The following is a 21,754-nucleotide window of genomic DNA, read 5'->3' on the forward strand; positions in this document are numbered from 1 at the left end:
TAGTGCCGGCCGCTGGCCGGCACGCTGTCGATGTTCCCGGAGTCCAGGTGGTTGCCGGCCAGCGGCCGGCACTACCGGGACTCCTGGCGATCAGGGTGGCCAGGGAAGGGCCAGACAACGCCGGCCGGTCGGGGGACCTGCCGGCGTTGTTGTATCGATGGAACCGCTGCGAATGCAGCCAGCGTCAATCAGGCGCACCCCGCGTGCCGGCAACTTGGCCGAAAGCCTGTGAAACCCGGCATCGGATTGATCCAGCAGGGGTTTTGCCCGGACACCCGTGACCAGAACGGGCCACCACCGATCTTCACATCAATCAAGATCGGCAGACGGGTCAAAATGAGATAGGGCGCACACTTTAAAGCGGTGCTATGCTCCGCGGCTCACCAGGGGACGCTGGCGGCGGGTGCAGGGAATGACCGGCAGGGGTGCGGCCGAGAACAGTGATGTGACGTCAGGTATCGCCCGGGTGGCGATGGCCGAGATCGTGCACGCGCTGCTTTCCGCTGCCGAGGTTGCATTGTTCGCCAGATTGGCCCGTCCATGCAAGCTTCGTGCCGGACAATGGTTGTTCCAGCGTGGCCATCGCGGCGAACGGATGTATGTGATCCTCCAAGGCCAGATCGAACTGGACTTCGGCGAGGACCTGGTGATCAAGACGCTCGGCCAGCATGAGTTCTTCGGTGAGCTTGGCCTGCTGGTCGGCGATCACCTGCGCAGCGCCAGTGCACGCGCGCTGGCCGACTGTGAAGTACTGGAGCTGGGCCCGGCCGACTTCCATCGCCTGGTGGAATCCGATCCCGGCCTGGTCGCCTACTTCCTGCGCCGTACGATCATGCGTGTGCTGACCAACGAGCAGGCGCTGATCAGCCAGCTGCGCCGGCGCAACCACGATCTGGAAACCGCGCTGGACAACCTGTACATCACCACCCACCAGTTGACCCACACCCGTGAACTGGTGCGTACCGATGAACTGACCGGGCTGCACAACCGTCGTGGCCTCACCCTGTACCTGCAGGAATGCCGCGCCGATCGTGAAGGGTTGCCGCAGGCACTGCTGCTGATCGACTGCGACCGCTTCAAGCAGATCAATGATCGCCACGGCCACCAGGCCGGCGACCGTGTACTGCAGAGCATGGGCAACATCCTGCGCTCGATGGCTGGTGAGCAGGACCTGGCCTGCCGCCTCGGCGGCGATGAGTTCTGCCTGATCCTGCGCCGTGGCAACCATGAGATCGTACAGCACGCGGCCGAGTTCATCCTCAGCGCGGTGCATGGCCTGCTCGAACGCAGTCATGGCACGCCGCACGTCAGCCTGGTCAGCATCGGTGCCAGCCTGCTGGCGCCGGAGGCAGGCTGGAGCGAGTGGTACGCCAACGCCGACCGCGCGCTGTACCAGGCCAAGCGCGATGGCGGCAACTGCCTGCGCTGGGCGGATGCAGCGGACATACCTTGATCGGGAGAGACCGGCGATGAATGGCGACAACGGAACGTCGACGCCGCACAACCAGCAACTGCGTGCGCTGCTGTTCACCGATCTGTGTGATTCGCTGCTGCTGGTCGAACGCATCGGCGATGTTGCTGCCGCCGAGCTGTTCCAGGAACACGACCGCTTGGTGCTGGCGCTGCAGCAGCGCTGGCACGGCCAGCTGATCGACCGCTCCGACGGATTGTTCATGCTGTTCGAGCGCCCGATTGATGCGCTCGGATTCGCCCTGGACTACCAGTGCGAACTGCAGACGCTGGGCCAGCAGCGTTCGATTGAACTGCGCGCGCGTGCCGGCCTGCATGTGGGTGACGTACTGACTTGGGACAACAGTCCCGAAGCGGTGCGCGCCGGCGCCAAGTCGATGGAAGTGGAAGGGCTGGCCAAGCCGATGGCGGCGCGCCTGATGATGCTGGCACGGCCTGGCCAGATCCTGTTGTCGGCCGTCGCCGAATCACTGACCCGCCGCGCCACCGATGCATTGGGCGAGCGCGGTACGCGCCTGCTGTGGAAGTCGCACGGACGCTGGCGCTTCAAAGGCGTGCCGGTGGTGCAGGAAGTGATCGAAGTAGGCGAGATCGGCTCCGCGCCGCTGCGCATGCCACGCGCCAATGCCAAGGCGCGCCGCGACCTGCCGCTGTGGCGGCAGCCGCTGGTGCTGGCTGCCGAAGGCCTGGTGCTGGCGGTGGCCGTGCTGGGCGGCTGGCTGCTGCTGCGGCCGGAACCGGCGATTGCGTTCGCCGAACGTGACTGGGTGGTGCTCGGCGATGTCGACAACCTCACCGGCGATCCGATCTTCGATGACTCGATGCGGCACGCGATCCGGATCGCCCTGGAGCAGTCGCGCTACGTGAACGTGCTGTCGGAGGGCAAGATCCGCGAAAGCCTGGAAATGGCGCGGCTCTCGGGCGATACCCGGTTGAGCCGCGATACCGCCGTCGACGTGGCGGTAAGGGAAGGCGCCCGCGCCGTGCTGTTGCCGACCGTGCGGCAGAAGATCGGCGGCTACGAGCTGGCCATCGATGTCGCTGCGCCGGGCAGCGGCCAGGTGATCCAGACGTTCACCGCCACCGCGGATCGATCCGACCAGATGGTGTTCGCGGTGGACGACGTGGTCGGGCGCCTGCGGCGCGGGCTGGGCGAGTCGGTGGCAAGCCTGGAACAGTCGCTGCCATTGCCGCGGGCATCGACCCAGGACTTGCGTGCACTGCGAGCATTCGCGTTGGCCGAGAGTGCACTGGGCCAGCGTCGCTTCGAGGAAGCACGCAACCTCTACCAGGCTGCGATCGATATCGATCCTGGTTTTGCCTTGGCCTACATGGGCGTGGCCAAACTGCATGCGCGGGTCGAGGAAGGGCGGCGTGCACGCGAAGCCATGCAGCATGCGCTGGACCTGCAGGATCGCCTGCCACCACGCGAGCGCCTGTACCTGAAGGCCTGGATGGCCGAGCTGGAACCAGGCGGCTGGGCGCTGGAGCAATGGCGCACGCTGGCCAAGGTCTATCCGGATTCGTTCGCGGGGCTGTCCAACACGTCCTGGTACCTGCTGCAGGCCAACCAGTTCAGCGAGGCCGAGCCCTATGCGCGAGCGGCCGCAGTTCCACAGGACCCCTTGCGGCTGTATCCGCTGGTCCATCTGGTGCGGATACAGATCGCTGCCAACCAGCCGCAGCTTGCCGCGGAAACACTTGCGCAGGCACAGGTCCTGCGCGGCCGGGATGACGCCGATGAGACCGGCGTGGATGTGCTGGTGGCGCAGGGACAGTACGCCAAGGCAGCGGAGCTGTTGCCGCAGATCCATGCCAGCGACGCCCTGCAGCAGCGGATGAAGCTGCGTGCACAGCTGCTGCTGGCGGCCGCGCAGCGCGATTGCCCGGCGATGCAGCAGGCGATACGCGAAGATGCACCGGCGCCGGCGCTGGTCGACCTTCAGGTGCAGCAACGCCTGCAGCATGCCAGCGTGGCGGCATTGTGCTCGAGCGCTGGCCGCGCCGAACTGCAGGCCATCGCAGCGCTGCTGCAGCCGATGCTGCAGCAGCGCGATGATCCCATGCTGAATGCCAGGGGCTTGCAGTGGCTGGCGCTGGTCCACCTGGCACAGCGCCAGGGCCAGTTCGAGCTGGCCAAGCGCTGGCTGGACGATCAGCGCCCCCTGCTGCGCAGCCTGCGCAGCCCGGTCGCAGACCGCTGGCTGCGCATCGTCAGCGCCATGGATGAGCTGCAGATGCAGCGACCCGATGCTGCACGCTCCCTGATCGAGCCGATGCTGGATGGGAGCGAGCCCGTGCAGGCACACGTGGTGCTGCTGCTCGCGCTGCGCGCACAGGGCGATGAAGCCGCCGCGCGCCGCCAGCAGGCGTGGCTGGCCCAGCATCGCGGCCAGGCCATTGCCGAGGTCACGGCCCTGCAGGTGTGGCAACCGCTGAACGTGTATGACGTCTCCACGTGGGCAACGCCAGCTACGGCCGGCGCACCCTGATGGCGGATCAGCCGTCGATCCGCTCGCCGACCTTGCCGGCTTCGAAGCAGAACACCACGGTCATGGCCGCCACCGACCCGGACAGGTGGTCCTGCAGCGCGTCACGCACCTGGCCAAGCTCCTCGACCGAGGCCAGGGTGTCGATCTTCATGCAGTCGTTTTCGCCGACGGCAGCGTCCAGGCCGATCGAGGCCAGCGCCTGGGCCGGCGACGCGGTGAAGTGGCTGCGGAATTCGTCGTTGCCGATCAGGTGGTCCAGCAGGGTGCTGGCGTCTGCGGCGGAAAGGCGGGGATGGGTGCTCATGGGGATCGTCCGTAGGTGGAGTTTCTCGTATCGGCCGCGACAGCCTGCCATTGAGGGCCGCGCGCTGCACGTCGCTAAAGTTGGCCGCGCTGCGGTCGTTGCTGCTATGCCGGTTGTGCGGCAGAAGGAAGGAAACCCATGCGACTGCGCCGCTGCGCCAGCCTGATGTTCGAGCCCCGCGAGGCGGTCACCCTGGACCTGCGCGCGATGCTGGCCGGCCATGCCGAGATGGACAGCCAGATCAGCTGGGTGGCGCTGGCCGCCCATCTGGACCAGCCGCTGCCTGTGGACGCCGAGGAGCGCCAGCTGCTGGGCGAGCTCAGCGCGCACCGCTGGAGCGAACCGCCCGCCGATGCCTCCCCGGCCATGCTGGCCCGCCTGGTCGAGCAGGGCCTGCTGCTGACCGACCCGCCGAGCGAGGTGGGGCACCAGTTGCGCGACGAGGCGCTACGGCGCAGCCAGTGGTGGCCGTTGGCCGCGCTCGCCCATCGCCACGCGCGATGGCAGGCCGTGGACAGCGTGGAGGACATGCGTCGGCAGGGATTGGACACCGCTGCCGGGCTGCGCCAGCGCCTGGGGCCGCCACCGCCGGTGGTGCAGCCCATGCAGGGCGACTACCAGCCGCTGCCGCGCAGCGAAGAGGCCGCGTTCGATGCACTGCTGGCGCGCCGCACCACCTGCCGCAATTTCGATCCGCAGCGCGCGCTGCCGCTGCCGTTGCTGGCCCAGGTGCTGCAGCGCACGCTGATGGCCCACGCCGTGCAGAAGGTCGAGCGCGATACCGAGTTCCTGAAGAAGAACGTGCCTTCCGGTGGCGGCCTGCATCCCACCGAGGGCTTCCTGCTGGTGCAGAACGTAGACGGGCTGGTACCGGGCCTGTACCACTACCACCCGGTACAGCATGCCGTTCTGCCGTTGCCTTCGCCACCGCCGCAGGCACTGGCTGCGCTGGCGCGGCGGATGCTGTCCGGGCAGGAGTGGTTCGCCGATGCGCCGGCGTTGCTGGTGCTGGCGCCGCGCTATGACCGCTGTTTCTGGAAGTACCGCAACCACGCCAAGGCGCACCGTGCGGTGACACTGGATGTCGGCCACATCTCGCAGCTGCTGTACCTGTGCGCCACCGAGCGCGGCCTGGCGGCGTTCGTCACCGCAGCCATCAACGATGCCGATGTCGATCGTGCCTTCGGGTTCGACGGCATCGGCCAGAGCGCGATGGCCATCTGCGGCCTGGGCTGGCGCAGTGCCACGCTGGACACCGCCGAATTCGATCCCGCTGGTCGGGTGACGGCGGGCGACGGCCGTTGAGCGGCCGTCGCCCCGGCGTTCACGCCGCTTCGAAGTCCACCAGCACCGCACCATCACCCACCTGGTCGCCGGCCTTGGCGCGGTAACCCTTCACCTTGCCGTCTGCCGGTGCCTGCAGGGTGTGCTCCATCTTCATCGCTTCCAGCACCACCAGCGGCGTGCCGCGCTTGACCTCGGTGCCGGCCGCGACCAGTGTCGCGACGATCTTGCCCGGCATCGGCGCCAGCAGGCTGCCGGCATCGGCCACGGCGTGGTCCGATTCGCCCACCGGATCGTGCAGGGTGAAGCGGTGCTGGCCATCGGCGCCGAACAGATACAGCTGGTCGCCTTCGCGCAGCAGCTGCGGTGACCAGCGGCGCTCGCCCAGCTGCACGGTCAGATGCTGCGCATCGGCCGTGCCAAGCACCTGCACCGGCGCGGCGTCATCGCACTGCACGCGCCAGCCATCGGCCTGCATCCACACCTTCAGCGTGTGCTTGCGTTCGCCCTGCTGCAGCGGCAGCACGCGCGGTGCCGATGCGCCAAGGCGCCAGCCGTCCTGGGCCTGCCACGGCGAATGCGGATCTCGCGCGTCGGTGCTGGCGCCGCCCGTGCTTGCAACCGCAGCCACCGCAGCCAGCTGCCACAGGGCATCATCTGTGTCGCCCACTGCACTCAATGCCGCCTGTTCGCGTTCGATCAGCGCGGTGTCCAGCTTGGCGTGCGCGAACGAATCGGTGTTCACCAGCCGGCGCAGGAAGCCGGCATTGGTGGTCACGCCCACCACCTGGCAGTCCGCCAGCGCCTGGCTCATGCGGCGCAGGGCGGCATCGCGGTCCACGTCCCAGACGATCAGCTTGGCAATCATCGGATCGTAGTACGGGGTGATGCTGTCGCCTTCCTCCACGCCGGTATCCACGCGCACATGGGCCGACGGCGCCGGCAGGCGCAGGCGGCGCAGGGTGCCGGTGGAGGGCAGGAAGCCCCGGTCGGCATCTTCGGCATACAGGCGCGCTTCGATGGCGTGGCCGTGGATCGCCAGCTGTTCCTGGCGCAGCGGCAGCGGCTCGCCCGAGGCCACGCGCAGCTGCCACTCCACCAGGTCGGTGCCGGTGATGTACTCGGTCACCGGGTGCTCGACCTGCAGCCGGGTGTTCATTTCCATGAAGTAGAAATCGCCGTCCGGGCCGGCAATGAATTCCACCGTGCCGGCACCGACGTAGCCCACCGCGCGCGCGGCATCGACCGCGGCCTTGCCCATCGCCGCACGACGCTCGGCACTCATGCCCGGCGCAGGTGCTTCTTCCAGCACCTTCTGGTGGCGGCGCTGCACCGAGCAGTCGCGCTCGAACAGGTGCACCGCCTCACCGTGGCTGTCGCCGAAGACCTGGATCTCGATGTGGCGCGGGCGCTCGACGTATTTCTCGACCAGCACGTGGTCGTTGCCGAACGCAGATGCCGCCTCGCGCTGGCAGCTGGCCAGCGCATCGACGAAGTCCTCGCTGCGCTCGACCTTGCGCATGCCCTTGCCCCCGCCGCCGGCGCTGGCCTTGATCAGCACCGGGTAGCCGATGCCGTCGGCCTGTGCGCGCAGGAAGTCCGGCGCCTGCTGGTCACCGTGGTAGCCAGGCGTCAGCGGTACACCGGCCTTGGCCATCAGCGCCTTGGCCGCGCTCTTGTCACCCATCGCGCGGATGGCGCTGGCCGGCGGGCCGATGAAGGTGATGCCGGCCGCCGCGCAGGCATCGGCGAAGTCGGCATTCTCGGACAGGAAGCCGTAACCGGGGTGGATCGCCTGCGCGCCGGTCAGGCGTGCGGCGTCGAGCAGGGCGTCGCCGCGCAGGTAACTCTCACGCGCGGCGGCCGGGCCGATGTGGATGGCTTCGTCGGCCAGGCGCACGTGGCGCGCGTTGCGGTCGGCATCGGAATACACCGCCACGGTGGCGATGCCGAGGCGGCGGCAGGTGGCGATGACGCGACAGGCGATTTCGCCACGGTTGGCGATCAGGACTTTGGTGAACATGGCAACAGACTCGGTCATGACACGGGTTACATGCGGAACACGCCGAAGCGCGTCTGCTGCGGGGCGGCGTTGAGGCTGGCCGACAGCGCCAGGGCCAGCACCCGGCGGGTGTCGGCCGGATCGATCACACCGTCGTCCCACAGGCGCGCGCTGGCGTAGTACGGATGGCCCTGCTGCTCGAACTGCTCGCGGATCGGCGCCTTGAACGCATCTTCTTCCGCTGCCGGCCACTGGCCACCCTTGGCTTCGATACCATCGCGCTTGACTGTGGCCAGCACGCTGGCGGCCTGTTCGCCGCCCATCACGCCGATGCGCGCGTTCGGCCACATCCACAGGAAGTTCGGCGAGTACGCGCGGCCGCACATGCCGTAGTTGCCAGCACCGAACGAGCCACCGATGACCACGGTGAACTTGGGCACCTTGGCGCAGGCCACCGCCATCACCAGCTTGGCCCCGTCCTTGGCGATGCCGCCCTGTTCGTACTTGCGGCCCACCATGAAGCCGGTGATGTTCTGCAGGAACACCAGCGGGATGTTGCGCTGGGTGCACAGCTCGATGAAGTGCGCGCCCTTCAGTGCCGACTCGGAGAACAGGATGCCGTTGTTGGCGATGATGCCGATCGGATAGCCGTTCAGATGCGCGAAGCCGGTCACCAGGGTGGCGCCGTAGCGTGGCTTGAACTCATCGAAGCGCGAGCCATCCACCAGCCGCGCGATCACTTCGCGCACGTCGTAGGGCTTGCGCGTGTCGGCGGGAATCACGCCATACAGCTCATGCGCCGGTAGCAGCGGTTCCTCTGGCGCCTGCACCGCCATCGCCGGTTCCGGCTTGCGCCAGTTGAGCTGGGCGATGATCGCGCGCACCCGTGCCAGTGCCTGCAGGTCATTGTCGGCCATGTGGTCGGCCACGCCGGAAATGCGCGTGTGCACGTCGGCGCCGCCCAGTTCCTCGGCGGTCACTACTTCACCGGTGGCTGCCTTCACCAGCGGCGGGCCGCCCAGGAAGATCGTGCCCTGTTCGCGCACGATCACGGTCTCGTCGCTCATCGCCGGCACATAGGCGCCACCGGCGGTACAGCTGCCCATCACGCAGGCGATCTGCGGAATGCCCTGCGCCGACAGGTTGGCCTGGTTGTAGAAGATGCGGCCGAAATGATCGCGGTCCGGGAAGACTTCGTCCTGCAGCGGCAGGAACGCGCCACCAGAATCGACCAGGTAGATGCACGGCAGATGGTTCTGCTCGGCGATCTCCTGCGCGCGCAGGTGCTTCTTCACTGTCATCGGGTAGTAGGTGCCGCCCTTGACCGTGGCGTCGTTGGCCACGATCACGCATTCCACGCCACTGACCCGGCCGATGCCGGCCACCACGCCGGCGGCGGGCACGGCGTCTTCATACATGCCATGCGCGGCCAGCGGCGCGATTTCCAGGAAGGCGCTGCCGGGGTCGAGCAGGGCGTCGATGCGGTCGCGCACCAGCAGCTTGCCGCGTGCGGTGTGCTTGGCACGTGCGGCCTCGCTGCCGCCCAGCGCGGTGCGGGCGAGGGTGGCATGCAGGTCATCGACCACGGCCTGCATGGCCGCGCGGTTGCTTTCAAACGTTTCGCTGCCCGGTTGCAGCTGGCTGTTCAGGACGGTCATCGCGGTGGCCTTACAGGGTGCGCTGGAACAGTTCGCGGCCGATCAGCATGCGGCGGATCTCCGAGGTGCCGGCGCCGATTTCATACAGCTTGGCGTCGCGCCACAAGCGGCCGGTCGGGTACTCGTTGATGTAGCCGTTGCCACCGAGGATCTGGATCGCCTGGCCAGTCAGCCAGGTCGCCTTCTCGGCGGCATACAGGATCGCACCGGCGGCATCCTGGCGGGTGGTGCGGCCCTGGTCGCAGGCGCGTGCCACGGCATACACATACGCGCGGCAGGCGCCGAGGCCGACATACATGTCGGCGATCTTGGCCTGGATCAGCTGGAAGCTGCCGATCGGTTCGCCGAACTGGTGGCGCTCGTGCACATACGGCATCACCACGTCCATCGCCGCCGCCATCAGCCCCAGCGGGCCACCAGAAAGGACCACGCGCTCGTAATCCAGGCCGGACATCAACACGCGCACGCCACCGCCGACCTGGCCCAGCACGTTCTCTTCGGGAATCTCGCAGTCCTGGAACACCAGCTCGCAGGTGGGCGAGGAGCGCATGCCCAGCTTGTCCAGCTTCTGTGCGGTGGAGAAGCCCTTCATGCCCTTCTCGACCAGGAACGCGGTGATGCCCTTGGCGCCGGCCTCCATGTCGGTCTTGGCGTAGACCACCAGCACGTCGGCGTCCGGGCCGTTGGTGATCCACATCTTGTTGCCGTTGAGCACGTAGCGGTCGCCGCGCTTGTCGGCGCGCAGCTTCATCGACACCACATCCGAACCGGCACCCGGTTCGCTCATCGCCAGCGCGCCGACCAGGCTGCCGTTGCACAGGCCGGGCAGGAAGCGCTGCTTCTGTTCTTCGTTGCCGTTCTTGCGCAGCTGGTTCACGCACAGGTTGGAGTGCGCGCCATAGGACAGGCCGATGCCGCCGGAGGCACGCGAGATTTCTTCCATCGCCACCACGTGGGCCAGGTAACCCATGCCGGTGCCGCCGTATTCTTCTTCCACGGTGAGGCCGAGCAGGCCCTGTTCGCCCAGCTTCGGCCAAAGGGCCAGCGGGAACTGGTTGCTGGCATCGGCCTCGGCGGCCAGCGGTGCGACCTCGGCGGCGGCAAAATGGGCCACGCTCTGGCGCAGCAGGTCGATGTCTTCGCCAAGGTCGAAGTTCAGGGATGGCACGTGCATTGTGGTGGCTCCACGGCGGGATGGCAGGAAATGGACGCACCCGGCGGGGGAGCGGGCGGCGGTCTGCAGGACCGCTGCCCGCACGGGCGATTGGACCCCAGCGTAACGGGGTTCGGGTAAGAAGTGAATACAAATTCAAAAATTGAAACTAGAATCAAAACATGGCCTACAAACGCTCTGCACTGATGGAAGAACGCTTGGCCGGGGCCCGTGAACGGATCCTGCTGGCTACCCGCGAGCTGGTCGCCACCGGCGGCTGGCGCAACGCACCGGTGACCGCGGTGGCGACCCAGGCTGGGGTGTCCACCGGCCTGATCTATCGCCACTTCCCGTCCAAGGCCGAGCTGTTCGTGGAGGTGCTCAATGCCGCTGTGGCCCATGAAGTGGCGATCATGGAGCGCATCGCCAGCGGCCCGGAGGTGGCCAGCGAGCGCCTGCGGCTGGCGATCACCGCCTTCGTCCGCCGCGCCCTGGCCGGGCCGGGGCTGGCGCATGCCTTCATCGTCGAACCGGTCGACCCGGACGTGGAAGCCGAGCGCATGCGTGGTCGTCGTGCCTTCGGCGACGTGTTCCTGCGGCTGGTGGAGGAGGGCGTGGCCGCTGGTGAGCTGCCGGCGCAGGACGCGCATGTGGCCGCCGCCTGCCTGGTCGGCGCCTTCACCGAGGCGATGGTCGGCCCGACCGCGCCCAGCCGCGAAGCACACCGCGACGAAGACGCACTGGTGGATGCAATCTGCAGCTTCTGCCTGCGCGCGATCGGCGCACCGGTAATTCGGTAGAGCCGGCCGCTGGCCGGCTACTGCACGATCCATCCGGCGGGACGGCGATGCCGGGCAGCGGCCGGCACTACCGGGTGGGCATGTTGCGCCGCACCAGCAGTGACGCCTGTTGTCGCACGCAAAGCGCGTTCTATACTCGGTCCATCACGCAGTCGCTCAGCCGTGGTCCAACGACTATCAGCCAGGGGTAACGAAGAGTGCGGAATTACGATCTGGAGTTCCTGAAACGCTTCTCCATGGTGATCGCGCTGCTGGCGACCATCACCCTCGGCCTCATCCTCCTTGCCGCTTACATCCACACCCGGATTCCACCCGAGGTGTCGCCGACCGCGGCCAAGCGCACCGAGCAGCGTATTTCGCCCACCGGCGCGGTCTATGCCGGCAGCACCGGTGCCGCCGCGCAGGCCGCGGCCAAGGCCGCCGCGCTGGCCAAGGCCGCCTCGCAGGTGGCCTACGGCGGCACCAAGGACGGCAAGGTCATCTTCGACAACCTGTGCACCGCCTGCCACACCACCGGCGTGGGCATGGCGCCGACGCTGGACCATTCGCACTGGGACAAGCGCATCGCACAGGGCAAGGACACCCTCTACAAGCACGCCATCGAGGGCTATACCGGCCCGGATGGCGGCATCATGCCGCCCAAGGGCGGCAACCCGGCGCTGACCGAAGAACAGATCCACGCCACCGTGGACTGGATGCTGGGCAACCTGAAGTAGCCGGCGATCGGGCGAACCGTCGAACGGCCTGATGGGGGTAGAGTCGACTGTTAGTCGACTATCGCGCGCAGCGCGGGCTTTTCGGCGGTGTCGGGAAGAGCAGTCGACTAACAGTCGACTCTACCCGCCGGTCGCCCCAATCGCCCCGGTCGCTCTCCGTCCACCGCCGGCGGCTTTGCCGGCCAAGGCCAAAACCGCGCGCGTCGCTGGGGTTTCGCATTTCAGGGTTAGTCTGTGCGCCCTCTTCCAAGGAATCGCCCGTCGATGCGCCGCCGCTCCCTCGCCCTTGCCCTGTCCCTGCTGCTGCCGGCCGGCGCCTTCGCCCAGGCCCAGCCGCAGGCCGCACCGGTCGCGTCGCCTTCCGCCGCACGCAGCAGCGCCACCGTGGTGCTGACCGCCGCGCCGGCTGACTGGCGCGCGCTGGATGGCCAGCGCGTGCGCATCGCCGCGCCGCTCACCCTGGCCGGTACCGATGGCCTGGAGCGCTTCGGCCAGCTCACCGTGGCCTTCGATGGCCGCCTCTGGCAGCCGACCGAAGTGGCCGCGCCAGGTACTGCCGGCTATGAGCAGGTGATGGCCGACAACCAGCGCCGCCGCCTGCTGCTGGACGACGGCAGCGATGCCCGCGACCCGGCCAGCGTGGCCTACCTGCCGGCCAACCCGGTGCTGCGCACCGGCATGCAGCTGCGCAATGTGGAAGGTGTCGTGCACGTGGATGCACAGGGCCGTCCGCGCCTGCAGGTCGAGGGCGCACTCAAGTTGCCCGATCTGAAGCGTCCGGCAGTGCCGACGGTGCCGGGCAGCCTGCATATCGCTGCGTTCAACCTGGAGAACTTCTTCAATGGCGATGGCCAGGGCGGTGGCTTCCCGACCCTGCGCGGCGCGCGAACGCCGGAAGAGCACAAGGCGCAGGTCGGCAAGCTGGTGGCCACCGTCAACGCGCTCGGTGCCGACATCGCCGCGTTGATGGAACTGGAAAACGATGGCTATGGCCCGCAGTCGGCCATCGCCGAACTGGTCAGTGCCCTCAACGCCGGTCTTGCTGCCGACAAGCAGTGGGCCTTCGTCGATGCCGGCGAGGGGCCGGGCAGCAACCCGATCCGGGTTGGCATCATCTATCGCAGGAGCGCGTTCAAGCCACTGGGCAAGCCGTTGACCAGAACCGACGGTCCGTTCGCCGAACACAGCCGCGCACCGCTGGCGCAGGCCTTCCAGGGCAAGGGCGCACCGTTCATGGTGGTCGCCAACCATTTCAAGTCCAAGGGCTGCCGTGATGCCAGCGGTGCCGATACCGACCAGAACGACGGCCAGGGCTGCTGGAATGCCACCCGGGTGGAATCGGCAAAGCAGTTGAACCAGTGGGTGCAGGCCGAAGCTGGCCGCTTGAAGGTGAAGGACGTGGTGCTGCTGGGCGATTTCAACGCCTACGCGATGGAAGAGCCGATCCGCACGCTGCATGACCTGGGCTGGCAGGACGCATTCAAGGTCGCCCAGGTCGAGCATCCCTACAGCTACGTCTACAACGGCTATACCGGCCGCCTCGACCATGCGCTGCTGAGCCCGGGCATGGCCAAGCGCCTGGCCGGCGCCGCCGAATGGCACAGCAACGCCGACGAACAGGACGCCAGCGGCTACCAGGGCCGCAACGTGCAGGGCCCGTGGCGCAGCTCCGACCACGACCCGCTGCTGCTGGGCTTCGATAAATAACCCGGCGGTTGGGCATCCGCTTGGGTGTGGGCGCGTACATGGGGCGGCACTGACCCTGCTGTTGCTTTTGACCTTTCAGTCCGCCTTCAAGCGAGCCGAGCATCGCAGGTGAATCAGGGGCGAAGAGGCGCCGATGTCCTGTAGAGCCGACTGTTAGTCGGCTGACTTCTGCGCGCCTTCCCCCGGTTCACCGAGAAGCGCAGGGTACCGGTGCACAGCACCGGCTCGCGGCTGGCGGCGCGTTTCTTTTGGTTACTTTTCTTTTCGCGCGAAAAGAAAAGTGACATCCCACCGCGGGCGCGGAAATGGCCCGCCGCAACCAACGCTCACCCCCAGGCGATCAACCCGATCGCCAGCACCGCCAGCGCCAGCCCGGCGCGGTTCCACCGGGTGGTGGCCTCGCCGAACGCGAACACGCCCACCAGCGCGCCCAGCACCACCACGCCGATGTTCATGCCGGCGAACACGGTGGCCGGGCTGTCCGGCATCGCTTGGTGCGCATGTACATAGAAGAGAATGTTGCCGCCGTTGAGCAGGCCCAGCAGCGCACCCGCACCGAGGTTGCGCCAAGCCAACCGGCTGCGGCCACTGGCGTGCCGCCACAGCTGCAGTGCCAGCATCAGTATGAAGGCCACGCTGAAGCTGGCCAGCACCGCTGCCATCGAGGGCGTACCGGACAGCGCCACCTGCTTGAGCAGCACATCCACCACCGCGAATCCGGCCCATACGCCCAGCAGCCAGCCCCAGCCGCCGGGTGAGGACGCCACCGCCGGCCCGCGCGGGCGCAGGCTGATCGCCACCATCGCCAGCAGGCCCAGGCCCAGACCGGCCAGCTTCCACGGCGTGGCGGTCTGGCCGAAGAACAGGAACGCGGCGGCCAATGACAGCAGCAGCGACAGCCGCTGCGCCACGTCGCTGCGGACGATGCCGGCCACCGCCACCGCGCGGCCCAGCACCAGGAAGATCGACGGCAGCACCACCGCCAGCGCCAGCAGTGACAGCCATGGCGCGTGTGGTGCGCGCAGCGCATCCAGCGGCGGCTGCAGCACCACGGCGGTGAGCATTGCCGCCACCAGATAGTTCCAGGTGACCATCTGCGCAACATCCAGCTGGCGGCGCGCGGCCACCTTCAACAACACCGAGACCAGCACGCTGCAGATCACGGCCAGGGACAGGTAAAGCATGGGGCGGGCACAGGGCAGGGGCGGGGGACGGTATCATGGTGCCATGCACAAGCCCTCGTTCCCCGTCGCCCCCGGCGAAACTGCCTGCCTTGAACTGGACGGCCCGGCCGGTCCGCTGGAAGTGGTTGTCGACCTGCCCAAGGCCGATGTGCCGGCGCAACCGGTCGTGGCCATCGTCTGCCATCCGCTGTCCACCGAGGGCGGCACCCTGCACAACAAGGTGGTCACCATGACCGCTACCACCCTGCGCGAGCTGGGCGTCACCACGGTGCGCTTCAACTTCCGCAGCGTCGGCGGTTCGGCCGGCACCTTCGATGGCGGCGTGGGCGAGCAGGACGACCTGAAGGCCGTCGCCGCCTGGGTGCGCAGCCAGCGTCCGGACGACCGCCTGTGGCTGGCCGGTTTCAGCTTCGGCGCGTTCGTGTCGCTGAAGGCTGCTGCCGCGCTGCAGCCGGAAGCGCTGATCTCGATCGCGCCGCCGGCCGGTCGCTGGGACTTCGATGGCATCGCGCCGCCGGCCCGCTGGCTGGTGATCCAGGGCGAGCAGGACGAGATCGTCGACCCGCAGGCCGTCTACCAGTGGCTGGACACGCTGGACGTCCCGCATGAGCTGGTGCGCATGCCAGAGACCAGCCACTTCTTCCACCGCAAGCTGATCGATCTGCGCGGGGCGCTGACCCACGGCGTCAAGCACTGGCTGGGCGCGGCGGCATGAGTGCAACCGAGTTGACCCCGTCGCAGCGGTACGCGGAAGGGGTTGCCCGTGGCGACTGGCAGAACGACCCGGCCCAGCACGCGGCGCTGGCCGAACTGGACCGCATCCACCTGGGCCTGCTGGACAGTGCCGAGGACGGTTGGCTGGACCGCCTGTCCTCGTTCTGGAAGAAGCCCGAGCCGGTGAAGGGCCTGTATTTCTGGGGCGGTGTCGGCCGCGGCAAGACCTTCCTGGTCGACCTGTTCTACGACGGGCTGCCGATAAAGCAGAAGTACCGCACCCACTTCCACCGCTTCATGCGCAGCGTGCACGAGCGCCTGCGCGAGCACCAGGGGCAGAGCGATCCGCTGGCGAAGATTGCCCAGGAATGGCGCAGCAACCTGCGGGTGCTGGTGCTGGACGAGTTCTTCGTCACCGACATCGGCGATGCGATGCTGCTGGCGCGGCTGCTGGAGCGCCTGTTCGCCGAAGGCGTGACCCTGGTCACCACATCCAACACCGCGGTGGAGAACCTGTACCTCAACGGCCTGCAGCGCGAGAGCTTCCTGCCGGCCATCGGCCTGCTGCAGCGCTTCTGCGTGGAGCTGTACGCCGAAGGTACCGAGGACTACCGCATGCGGGCGCTGACCCGCTCGCCGGTGTACCGCGCACCGTTGGCCGCGGACAGTGATGAGTGGCTGGCCACGCGCTGGAACGAACTGAGTGGCGGCCAGCCGGCCAAGCCCGGCAACATCGAGATAGAGGGCCGCAAGATCCCGGTCCGCGGCCGTGGCAAGAGCATCGCCTGGTTCGATTTCGCCGCGTTGTGCGAAGGCCCGCGCGGGCCGTCGGACTACATCGAGATCGCACACGAGTTCAACACGGTGCTGCTGGGCGGAATCCCCGCCTTTGACCGTTTGAACGAAGATGCCGCGCGCCGCTTCGTCAACCTGATCGATGAACTGTACGACCGCCACGTCAACCTGGTCTGCACCGCCAGCACTTCGCCGATCGAGCTGTATACCGGCCAGCGCCTGCAGGGCGCGTTCGAGCGCACCGCCTCGCGCCTGATCGAGATGCAGAGCGCCGAATACCTGGGCACCCCGCACCGGGCGTAAGCGCGGTGCGTCGCGGATGGATGCGTTGCCGGCCAGCGATGATCCGGTAGTGCCGGCCGCTGGCCGGCATCGGACCCCCGGCTATCGGCTCGGCGCCACCGCATCGCCCTGCGGCTGCTCGCGCACGCTGGCCGCCGCCTGCAGAGTGTCGCCACGTTCGATCAATCGCAGCGGTTGCCCCTGGTACCGAACTTCCAGCGCATCGTGGGCCTCGGCCACGGCGGCCACCAGCGGGCACAGCGCCTGCGCGCGGGCCTCGATGCGCTCGACGCGGCCTTCCAGCTGCTTTTCCATCTGCGCGTCCAGGCGGTCGGCGCGTTCCTCCATCGCATCGCTGCGGCCGGTGACCATCTGCCACAACATGCTGCGGGCGATGGACGCGGACAGCGACTCGGCCATGTCCTGCACCTTGGCCTCGAAGCCCGGCCCGAACACCGCCTGTTCCCAGTAACCCTTGCCCAGCGTGCCGCCGATCCAGTCATCGGCCTGCCGGCGCAGGCGCCGGACCTTGCGGCTGTTGGCGGTGCCGGTGAGGCTCTCATAGACCCCGTCGAGCACGTCGAAGCTCAGTCCGCTCACTTCATGGGCCAGCGCCGTGGCCGCCCGCATCAGCTGCCGCGCCCCGGCCTCCATCTGCCGCAGGCGGGCGGCGTCGGCCTCGCTGACCGGCACGACCGTGTCGTCCAGGCTCAGCACGCCATCGTGGAACACCACCTCGTGCGGCGCCTGCGGGCCATGCCGCAGCCAGATGCCGCCGCTGTCCACCAGCACGTCGTAGTCGGTGCGCATGCCGCACTGGTCCGAGCGCAGCTTCGGGGCGTCGCCGGCCAGCACCGGGGCGGTGGCCAGGCAGGCCAGCAAGGCCAGGGCGGGCAGGGGCAGGCGCATGGTAGGAATCCTTTCCGTCAGTGCAGGGCCCCAGCATCCCGCGCCCGCAAAGTGCCGTCACCCGCCGAAAGTCACTGCCCGGTGGCGATTCATCCGGCCATACCGGCTTTCCCACCGGCTGCCCACCACCTATCCACAGGGTTGTCCCTAGCCAGTTTCATCACTGTCATGTGAAGCTGTCATTGTTCCGTTTTCGCGGTGCGTTGTACCACCGCGATGACGCCTTTCGGGCTTGACTGCGCAGCCCGTTCCGGCAGGTCTGAAACGTCTGATCCGGGCGCCGATGGCACGATCCTTGCGGCGCAAGGGATTGCCGAATTTCACTACATTTGGCGTTGACGGACCCCATTACCCCCACTATCTTGTGGCCGTCGGTCGCAGCAACCCCAATTCCAGGGGGTGCCCGGGGTACCCATCCGCGATCGTCAACGGCAGTGGCAGGCGCAGGGTCTCATCCCCTGCGACGCCGTCCTGCCATCCTGGGCTGTCATGTCCCGGGCTGCGTCACCCGATGCATCGAGCACCCACCAATCACGCCAAGAGGACACACGCCGTGACCACCGAATCCAGCGCCACCATCGAGAAGGAAAGCGAATTCCTGTTGACGTCGCCGCCGACGGCCAACGCGATGAGTGTGACCAAGCGCAATGGCACGACCGAACTGGTGGACCTGAACAAGATCGTGCGCGCGGTGCAGCGTTCCTCCGAAGGCCTGCACGCCGTCGATCCGATGCGCGTGGCCACCCGCACCATTTCCGGCCTGTACAACGGCGCCACCACCCGCGAGCTGGACGAACTGTCCATCCGCACCGCCGCCCTGCTGATCGGTGAAGAGCCCGAGTACGGCCGCCTGGCTGCGCGCCTGCTGGCCAACTACATCGCCAAGGAAGTCTCGGGCCAGGAAATCTACGCCTTCTCGCAGTCGGTCAGCCGTGGCCATGAAGTCGGCCTGATCAACGACCGCCTGCTGAACTTCGTGCAGACCAACGCGCGCAAGCTCAACGATGCCATCGACATCTCGCTGGACCTGAACTTCGATTACTTCGGCCTGCGTACCCTGTACGACCGTTATCTGCTGCGCCATCCGCACACCCGCAAGGTGATCGAGACCCCGCAGCAGTTCTTCCTGCGCATTGCCAGCGCGCTGAGCGAGGATGTGTCCGAGACCCTGGCGCTGTACAAGCGCATGGGCAACCTGGACTACCTGCCGTCCAGCCCGACCCTGTTCAATTCCGGCACCACCCACGAGCAGCTGTCCTCGTGCTTCCTGCTGGATTCGCCGCAGGATTCGCTGGAGTCGATCTATTCCAAGTACGGCGATATCGCCCAGCTGTCGAAGTTCTCCGGCGGCATCGGCGTCAGCTACACCCGCGTGCGTTCGCGTGGTTCGCTGATCAAGTCGACCAACGGCCACTCCAACGGCATCGTGCCGTGGCTGAAGACCATGGATTCGTCCGTGGCCGCGGTGAACCAGGGCGGCAAGCGCAAGGGCGCGGCCTGCGTCTACCTGGAAACCTGGCACGCCGACGTCGAGGACTTCCTCGAGCTGCGTGACAACACCGGTGACGAAGCCCGCCGTGCGCACAACCTGAACCTGGCCAACTGGGTGCCGGACCTGTTCATGAAGCGCGTCGAGGCCGACCAGGAATGGTCGCTGTTCGATCCGCGCGTCGTGCCGGAGTTCACCGACCTGTTCGGCGAAGCCTTCGAGCAGGCCTACCTGCAGGCCGAAGCCCAGGGCAAGGCCAACCGCACCATCTCCGCGCGCAAGCTGTACGCCCGCATGATGCGCACGCTGGCCGAGACCGGCAACGGCTGGATGACCTTCAAGGACAAGTGCAACCGCGCCAGCAACCAGACCCTGCGTCCGGGCAACGTGATCCACCTGTCCAACCTGTGCACGGAAATCCTGGAAGTCACCTCCAACGATGAAACCGCGGTGTGCAACCTGGGTTCGATCAACCTGGGCAACCACTTCGACGAGCACAACGAGTTCGACTTCGAGAAGCTGGCCGAGACCGTGCGCCTGGCCGTGCGCCAGCTCGACCGCGTCATCGACCTGAACTTCTACCCGATCGAAACCGCCCGCCGCGCCAACCTGCGCTGGCGTCCGGTCGGCCTGGGCTGCATGGGCCTGCAGGACGTGTTCTTCCGCAAGCGCCTGCCGTTCGACAGCGCCGAAGCCCGCGCCCTGTCGAAGAAGATTGCCGAAGCGATCTACTTCCACGCGCTGGAAACCTCCTGCGAGCTGGCCCAGGAACGCGGCAAGCACCCGTCGTTCAACGACACCCGTGCCGCCGGTGGTGAACTGCAGTTCGACGCCTGGAACGTGGTGCCGGAAGACACTGCACGCTGGGATGCCCTACGCGCACGCATCAAGGAACACGGCCTGCGCAACTCGCTGATGATCGCGATCGCGCCGACCGCGACCATCGCCTCGATCGCCGGTTGCTACGAGTGCGTCGAGCCGCAGGTGTCCAACCTGTTCAAGCGCGAGACCCTGTCCGGTGACTTCCTGCAGGTCAACCGCTACCTGGTGAACGAGCTGAAGAAGCTGGGCCTGTGGACCGCCGACATGCGCGATGCCATCAAGCTGGCCGAAGGTTCCATCGCCGGCGTTGCACAGATTCCGGAAACGCTGCGCGAGGTCTACCGCACCGCGTGGGAACTGCCGATGCGTTCGCTGATCGACATGGCCGCCGAGCGTGGTGCCTTCATCGACCAGTCGGCCTCGCTCAACCTGTTCATGGAAAGCCCGAACATCGGCGCGATGTCCTCCATGTACATGTACGCCTGGAAGCAGGGCATCAAGACCACCTACTACCTGCGTTCGCGCCCAGCCACCAAGATCGCCAAGACCACGGTGAGCAGCGCAGCCCCGGCCAAGGTGTTCAGCCCGGACGAAGCCATCGCCTGCTCGCTGGAAAACCCGGAAGCCTGCGAGGCCTGCCAATAAGAGCGGCACCGCCGCGCGGTAGTGCCGGCCGCTGGCCGGCAACCCCGGCCAACGATCATCACCCACGGTAGCGCCGGGCCATGCCCGGCGGCTCACCCAGGAATTCAAGGAAACACCCATGGCCGACAAGCCCAAGCAGATGCTGCTCGATCCCGGTTTTGAACTGACCCTGCGCCCGATGCGCTACCCGCAGTTCTATGACATGTACCGGAATGCGATCAAGAACACCTGGACGGTGGAAGAGATCAACTTCCAGATCGACATCACCGACCTGCACAGCAAGATGTCGCCGGGTGAGCGCCACCTGATCCACCGCCTGGTCGCGTTCTTCGCCACCGGCGACTCGATCGTGTCCAACAACCTGGTGCTGAACCTGTACCAGCACCTCAATGCGCCCGAAGCGCGCATGTACCTGTCGCGCCAGCTGTATGAAGAAGCGCTGCACGTGCAGTTCTACCTGACCCTGCTGGACAACTACCTGCCGGATCCGGAAGAGCGCGTCAAAGCCTTCGCCGCGGTGGAGAACATCGACTCGATCAAGAAGAAGGCCGACTTCTGCTTCAAGTGGATCGACTCGATCCAGGACCTGACCCGCATCGAGACCCGCGAACAGCGCCGCCAGTTCCTGCTCAACCAGATCTGCTTCGCTGCGTGCATCGAAGGCCTGTTCTTCTTTGCTGCGTTCGCCTACGTGTACTACTTCCGTTCGCGCGGCCTGCTGCCGGGCCTGGCTTCGGGCACCAACTGGGTGTTCCGCGACGAGAGCGCGCACATGGAGTTCGCGTTCGAGTCGGTGCGTGTTGTCCGCGAGGAAGAACCGGACCTGTTCGACGACGAGATGAAGCAGCAGGTCTACGACATGCTGGCCGAAGCCATCGAATGCGAAGTGCAGTTCGCCGAGGACGTGCTGTCCGGCGGCGTGGCCGGTATCTCCACCCGCGACATGCGCCAGTACCTGCAGCACTGCGCCGACCAGCACTTCGCCAAGCTGGGCATGGAAAAGAAGTACAACGTGCGCAACCCGCTGCCGTTCATGGAACTGCAGGACGTGCAGGAACTGACCAACTTCTTCGAACGCCGCGTCTCGGCCTACCAGGTCGGCGTGCAGGGCGAAGTCGCCTTCGACATGAACTTCTGATCGAACCAGTCAGCTCTGTCGCAACAAAAACCCCGGCCAACGCCGGGGTTTTTTGTTGGTAGCGCCGGGCCATGCCCGGCGGAGCCTGCCTAGTGCTACTGGCCGTCATGCTGCACGCTGGCCTTTGTAGAGTCGAGCTTGCTCGACTGCCGTTCGCGCAAAGCAGTCGAGCAAGCTCGACTCTACAATC

General features: G+C 67.1%; 16 protein-coding genes. 10 read left to right on the forward strand and 6 right to left on the reverse strand.

What is annotated here, in order from left to right:
* Positions 1-412 precede the first annotated feature (412 nt).
* Entirely contained in the window at positions 413-1,453 is a 1,041-nt protein-coding gene (locus V3B46_RS16435) for a GGDEF domain-containing protein (RefSeq protein ID WP_329892360.1), read from the forward strand.
* 16 nt (positions 1,454-1,469) lie between these two features.
* Positions 1,470-3,962: a putative peptide modification system cyclase gene (locus V3B46_RS16440; RefSeq protein WP_154261937.1), complete on the forward strand. Its 2,493-nt coding sequence runs from the start codon at positions 1,470-1,472 to the stop codon at positions 3,960-3,962.
* Positions 3,963-3,969: 7 nt separating this feature from the next.
* On the opposite strand, the gene V3B46_RS16445 is transcribed toward V3B46_RS16440, so the two are convergent.
* Complete coding sequence (locus V3B46_RS16445; protein ID WP_154261939.1) at positions 3,970-4,266, reverse strand: NHLP-related RiPP peptide; 297 nt, start codon at positions 4,264-4,266, stop codon at positions 3,970-3,972.
* A gap of 138 nt (positions 4,267-4,404) precedes the next feature.
* Between V3B46_RS16445 and V3B46_RS16450 the strand changes: the two genes are divergently transcribed.
* Positions 4,405-5,571: a putative peptide maturation dehydrogenase gene (locus V3B46_RS16450; RefSeq protein WP_154261940.1), complete on the forward strand. Its 1,167-nt coding sequence runs from the start codon at positions 4,405-4,407 to the stop codon at positions 5,569-5,571.
* A gap of 19 nt (positions 5,572-5,590) precedes the next feature.
* On the opposite strand, the gene V3B46_RS16455 is transcribed toward V3B46_RS16450, so the two are convergent.
* Genes V3B46_RS16455 through V3B46_RS16465 form a run of 3 tightly spaced genes read right to left on the reverse strand, consistent with a single transcriptional unit; the run spans position 5,591 to position 10,384 of the window.
* A complete protein-coding gene (locus V3B46_RS16455) occupies positions 5,591-7,573 on the reverse strand; it encodes an acetyl/propionyl/methylcrotonyl-CoA carboxylase subunit alpha (protein ID WP_154261941.1) in 1,983 nt (660 codons plus the stop codon).
* A gap of 26 nt (positions 7,574-7,599) precedes the next feature.
* The gene (locus V3B46_RS16460; protein ID WP_049435470.1) at positions 7,600-9,210 is read right to left on the reverse strand and encodes a carboxyl transferase domain-containing protein; all 1,611 of its coding nucleotides are present in this window, start codon (positions 9,208-9,210) and stop codon (positions 7,600-7,602) included.
* Positions 9,211-9,220: 10 nt separating this feature from the next.
* Positions 9,221-10,384, reverse strand: a complete 1,164-nt coding sequence (locus V3B46_RS16465; protein ID WP_014645571.1) for an isovaleryl-CoA dehydrogenase — start codon at positions 10,382-10,384, stop codon at positions 9,221-9,223.
* A gap of 161 nt (positions 10,385-10,545) precedes the next feature.
* Between V3B46_RS16465 and V3B46_RS16470 the strand changes: the two genes are divergently transcribed.
* The 3 genes from V3B46_RS16470 to V3B46_RS16480 all read left to right on the forward strand — a co-directional run bounded on the left by V3B46_RS16470 (position 10,546) and on the right by V3B46_RS16480 (position 13,586).
* Complete coding sequence (locus V3B46_RS16470) at positions 10,546-11,163, forward strand: TetR/AcrR family transcriptional regulator (RefSeq protein WP_014645572.1); 618 nt, start codon at positions 10,546-10,548, stop codon at positions 11,161-11,163.
* 197 nt (positions 11,164-11,360) lie between these two features.
* Positions 11,361-11,879, forward strand: coding sequence for a c-type cytochrome (locus V3B46_RS16475; protein ID WP_005407662.1), 519 nt, complete (start codon positions 11,361-11,363; stop codon positions 11,877-11,879).
* A 264-nt stretch (positions 11,880-12,143) separates the two neighbouring features.
* Positions 12,144-13,586, forward strand: coding sequence for an ExeM/NucH family extracellular endonuclease (locus tag V3B46_RS16480; protein WP_329892361.1), 1,443 nt, complete (start codon positions 12,144-12,146; stop codon positions 13,584-13,586).
* A 326-nt stretch (positions 13,587-13,912) separates the two neighbouring features.
* On the opposite strand, the gene V3B46_RS16485 is transcribed toward V3B46_RS16480, so the two are convergent.
* Positions 13,913-14,770, reverse strand: coding sequence for an EamA family transporter (locus V3B46_RS16485; RefSeq protein ID WP_329892362.1), 858 nt, complete (start codon positions 14,768-14,770; stop codon positions 13,913-13,915).
* A 43-nt stretch (positions 14,771-14,813) separates the two neighbouring features.
* On the opposite strand from V3B46_RS16485, the gene V3B46_RS16490 reads away from it, so the two are divergent.
* Both V3B46_RS16490 and zapE read left to right on the forward strand, forming a co-directional pair.
* Positions 14,814-15,485 (forward strand): alpha/beta hydrolase, encoded by a 672-nt coding sequence (locus tag V3B46_RS16490; protein WP_329892363.1) that lies wholly within the window; start codon positions 14,814-14,816, stop codon positions 15,483-15,485.
* Positions 15,482-16,582, forward strand: coding sequence for a cell division protein ZapE (zapE, locus tag V3B46_RS16495; RefSeq protein ID WP_059034176.1), 1,101 nt, complete (start codon positions 15,482-15,484; stop codon positions 16,580-16,582). Before V3B46_RS16490 ends, zapE begins: the two co-directional genes overlap by 4 nt.
* Before the next feature lie 81 nt (positions 16,583-16,663).
* On the opposite strand, the gene V3B46_RS16500 is transcribed toward zapE, so the two are convergent.
* On the reverse strand, positions 16,664-17,470 hold the full coding sequence (locus V3B46_RS16500) for a DUF2884 family protein (RefSeq protein WP_329892364.1): 807 nt from the start codon (positions 17,468-17,470) through the stop codon (positions 16,664-16,666).
* Positions 17,471-18,023: 553 nt separating this feature from the next.
* Here V3B46_RS16500 and V3B46_RS16505 point away from each other — a divergent pair.
* Positions 18,024-20,426 (forward strand): ribonucleoside-diphosphate reductase subunit alpha, encoded by a 2,403-nt coding sequence (locus V3B46_RS16505; protein ID WP_032128210.1) that lies wholly within the window; start codon positions 18,024-18,026, stop codon positions 20,424-20,426.
* 118 nt (positions 20,427-20,544) lie between these two features.
* Positions 20,545-21,564 carry a ribonucleotide-diphosphate reductase subunit beta gene (locus V3B46_RS16510; protein ID WP_100474954.1) on the forward strand — a complete coding sequence of 340 codons (1,020 nt, stop codon included), beginning with the start codon at positions 20,545-20,547 and terminating at the stop codon, positions 21,562-21,564.
* The last annotated feature ends 190 nt before the right edge of the window (positions 21,565-21,754 follow it).

It is taken from the genome of Stenotrophomonas sp. SMYL11 (assembly GCF_036320005.1).
Lineage (GTDB): Bacteria > Pseudomonadota > Gammaproteobacteria > Xanthomonadales > Xanthomonadaceae > Stenotrophomonas > Stenotrophomonas maltophilia_A.

Excerpts from the sequence above, each read along its gene's own strand:
- V3B46_RS16455 (WP_154261941.1), bottom strand. The coding sequence starts at position 7,573 with ATGTTCACCAAAGTCCTGATCGCCAACCGTGGCGAAATCGCCTGTCGC.
- V3B46_RS16510 (WP_100474954.1), top strand. The coding sequence starts at position 20,545 with ATGGCCGACAAGCCCAAGCAGATGCTGCTCGATCCCGGTTTTGAACTG.
- V3B46_RS16480 (WP_329892361.1), top strand. The coding sequence starts at position 12,144 with ATGCGCCGCCGCTCCCTCGCCCTTGCCCTGTCCCTGCTGCTGCCGGCC.
- V3B46_RS16490 (WP_329892363.1), top strand. The coding sequence starts at position 14,814 with ATGCACAAGCCCTCGTTCCCCGTCGCCCCCGGCGAAACTGCCTGCCTT.
- zapE (WP_059034176.1), top strand. The coding sequence starts at position 15,482 with ATGAGTGCAACCGAGTTGACCCCGTCGCAGCGGTACGCGGAAGGGGTT.
- V3B46_RS16440 (WP_154261937.1), top strand. The coding sequence starts at position 1,470 with ATGAATGGCGACAACGGAACGTCGACGCCGCACAACCAGCAACTGCGT.
- V3B46_RS16470 (WP_014645572.1), top strand. The coding sequence starts at position 10,546 with ATGGCCTACAAACGCTCTGCACTGATGGAAGAACGCTTGGCCGGGGCC.
- V3B46_RS16445 (WP_154261939.1), bottom strand. The coding sequence starts at position 4,266 with ATGAGCACCCATCCCCGCCTTTCCGCCGCAGACGCCAGCACCCTGCTG.
- V3B46_RS16465 (WP_014645571.1), bottom strand. The coding sequence starts at position 10,384 with ATGCACGTGCCATCCCTGAACTTCGACCTTGGCGAAGACATCGACCTG.
- V3B46_RS16500 (WP_329892364.1), bottom strand. The coding sequence starts at position 17,470 with ATGCGCCTGCCCCTGCCCGCCCTGGCCTTGCTGGCCTGCCTGGCCACC.
- V3B46_RS16435 (WP_329892360.1), top strand. The coding sequence starts at position 413 with ATGACCGGCAGGGGTGCGGCCGAGAACAGTGATGTGACGTCAGGTATC.
- V3B46_RS16450 (WP_154261940.1), top strand. The coding sequence starts at position 4,405 with ATGCGACTGCGCCGCTGCGCCAGCCTGATGTTCGAGCCCCGCGAGGCG.
- V3B46_RS16485 (WP_329892362.1), bottom strand. The coding sequence starts at position 14,770 with ATGCTTTACCTGTCCCTGGCCGTGATCTGCAGCGTGCTGGTCTCGGTG.
- V3B46_RS16460 (WP_049435470.1), bottom strand. The coding sequence starts at position 9,210 with ATGACCGTCCTGAACAGCCAGCTGCAACCGGGCAGCGAAACGTTTGAA.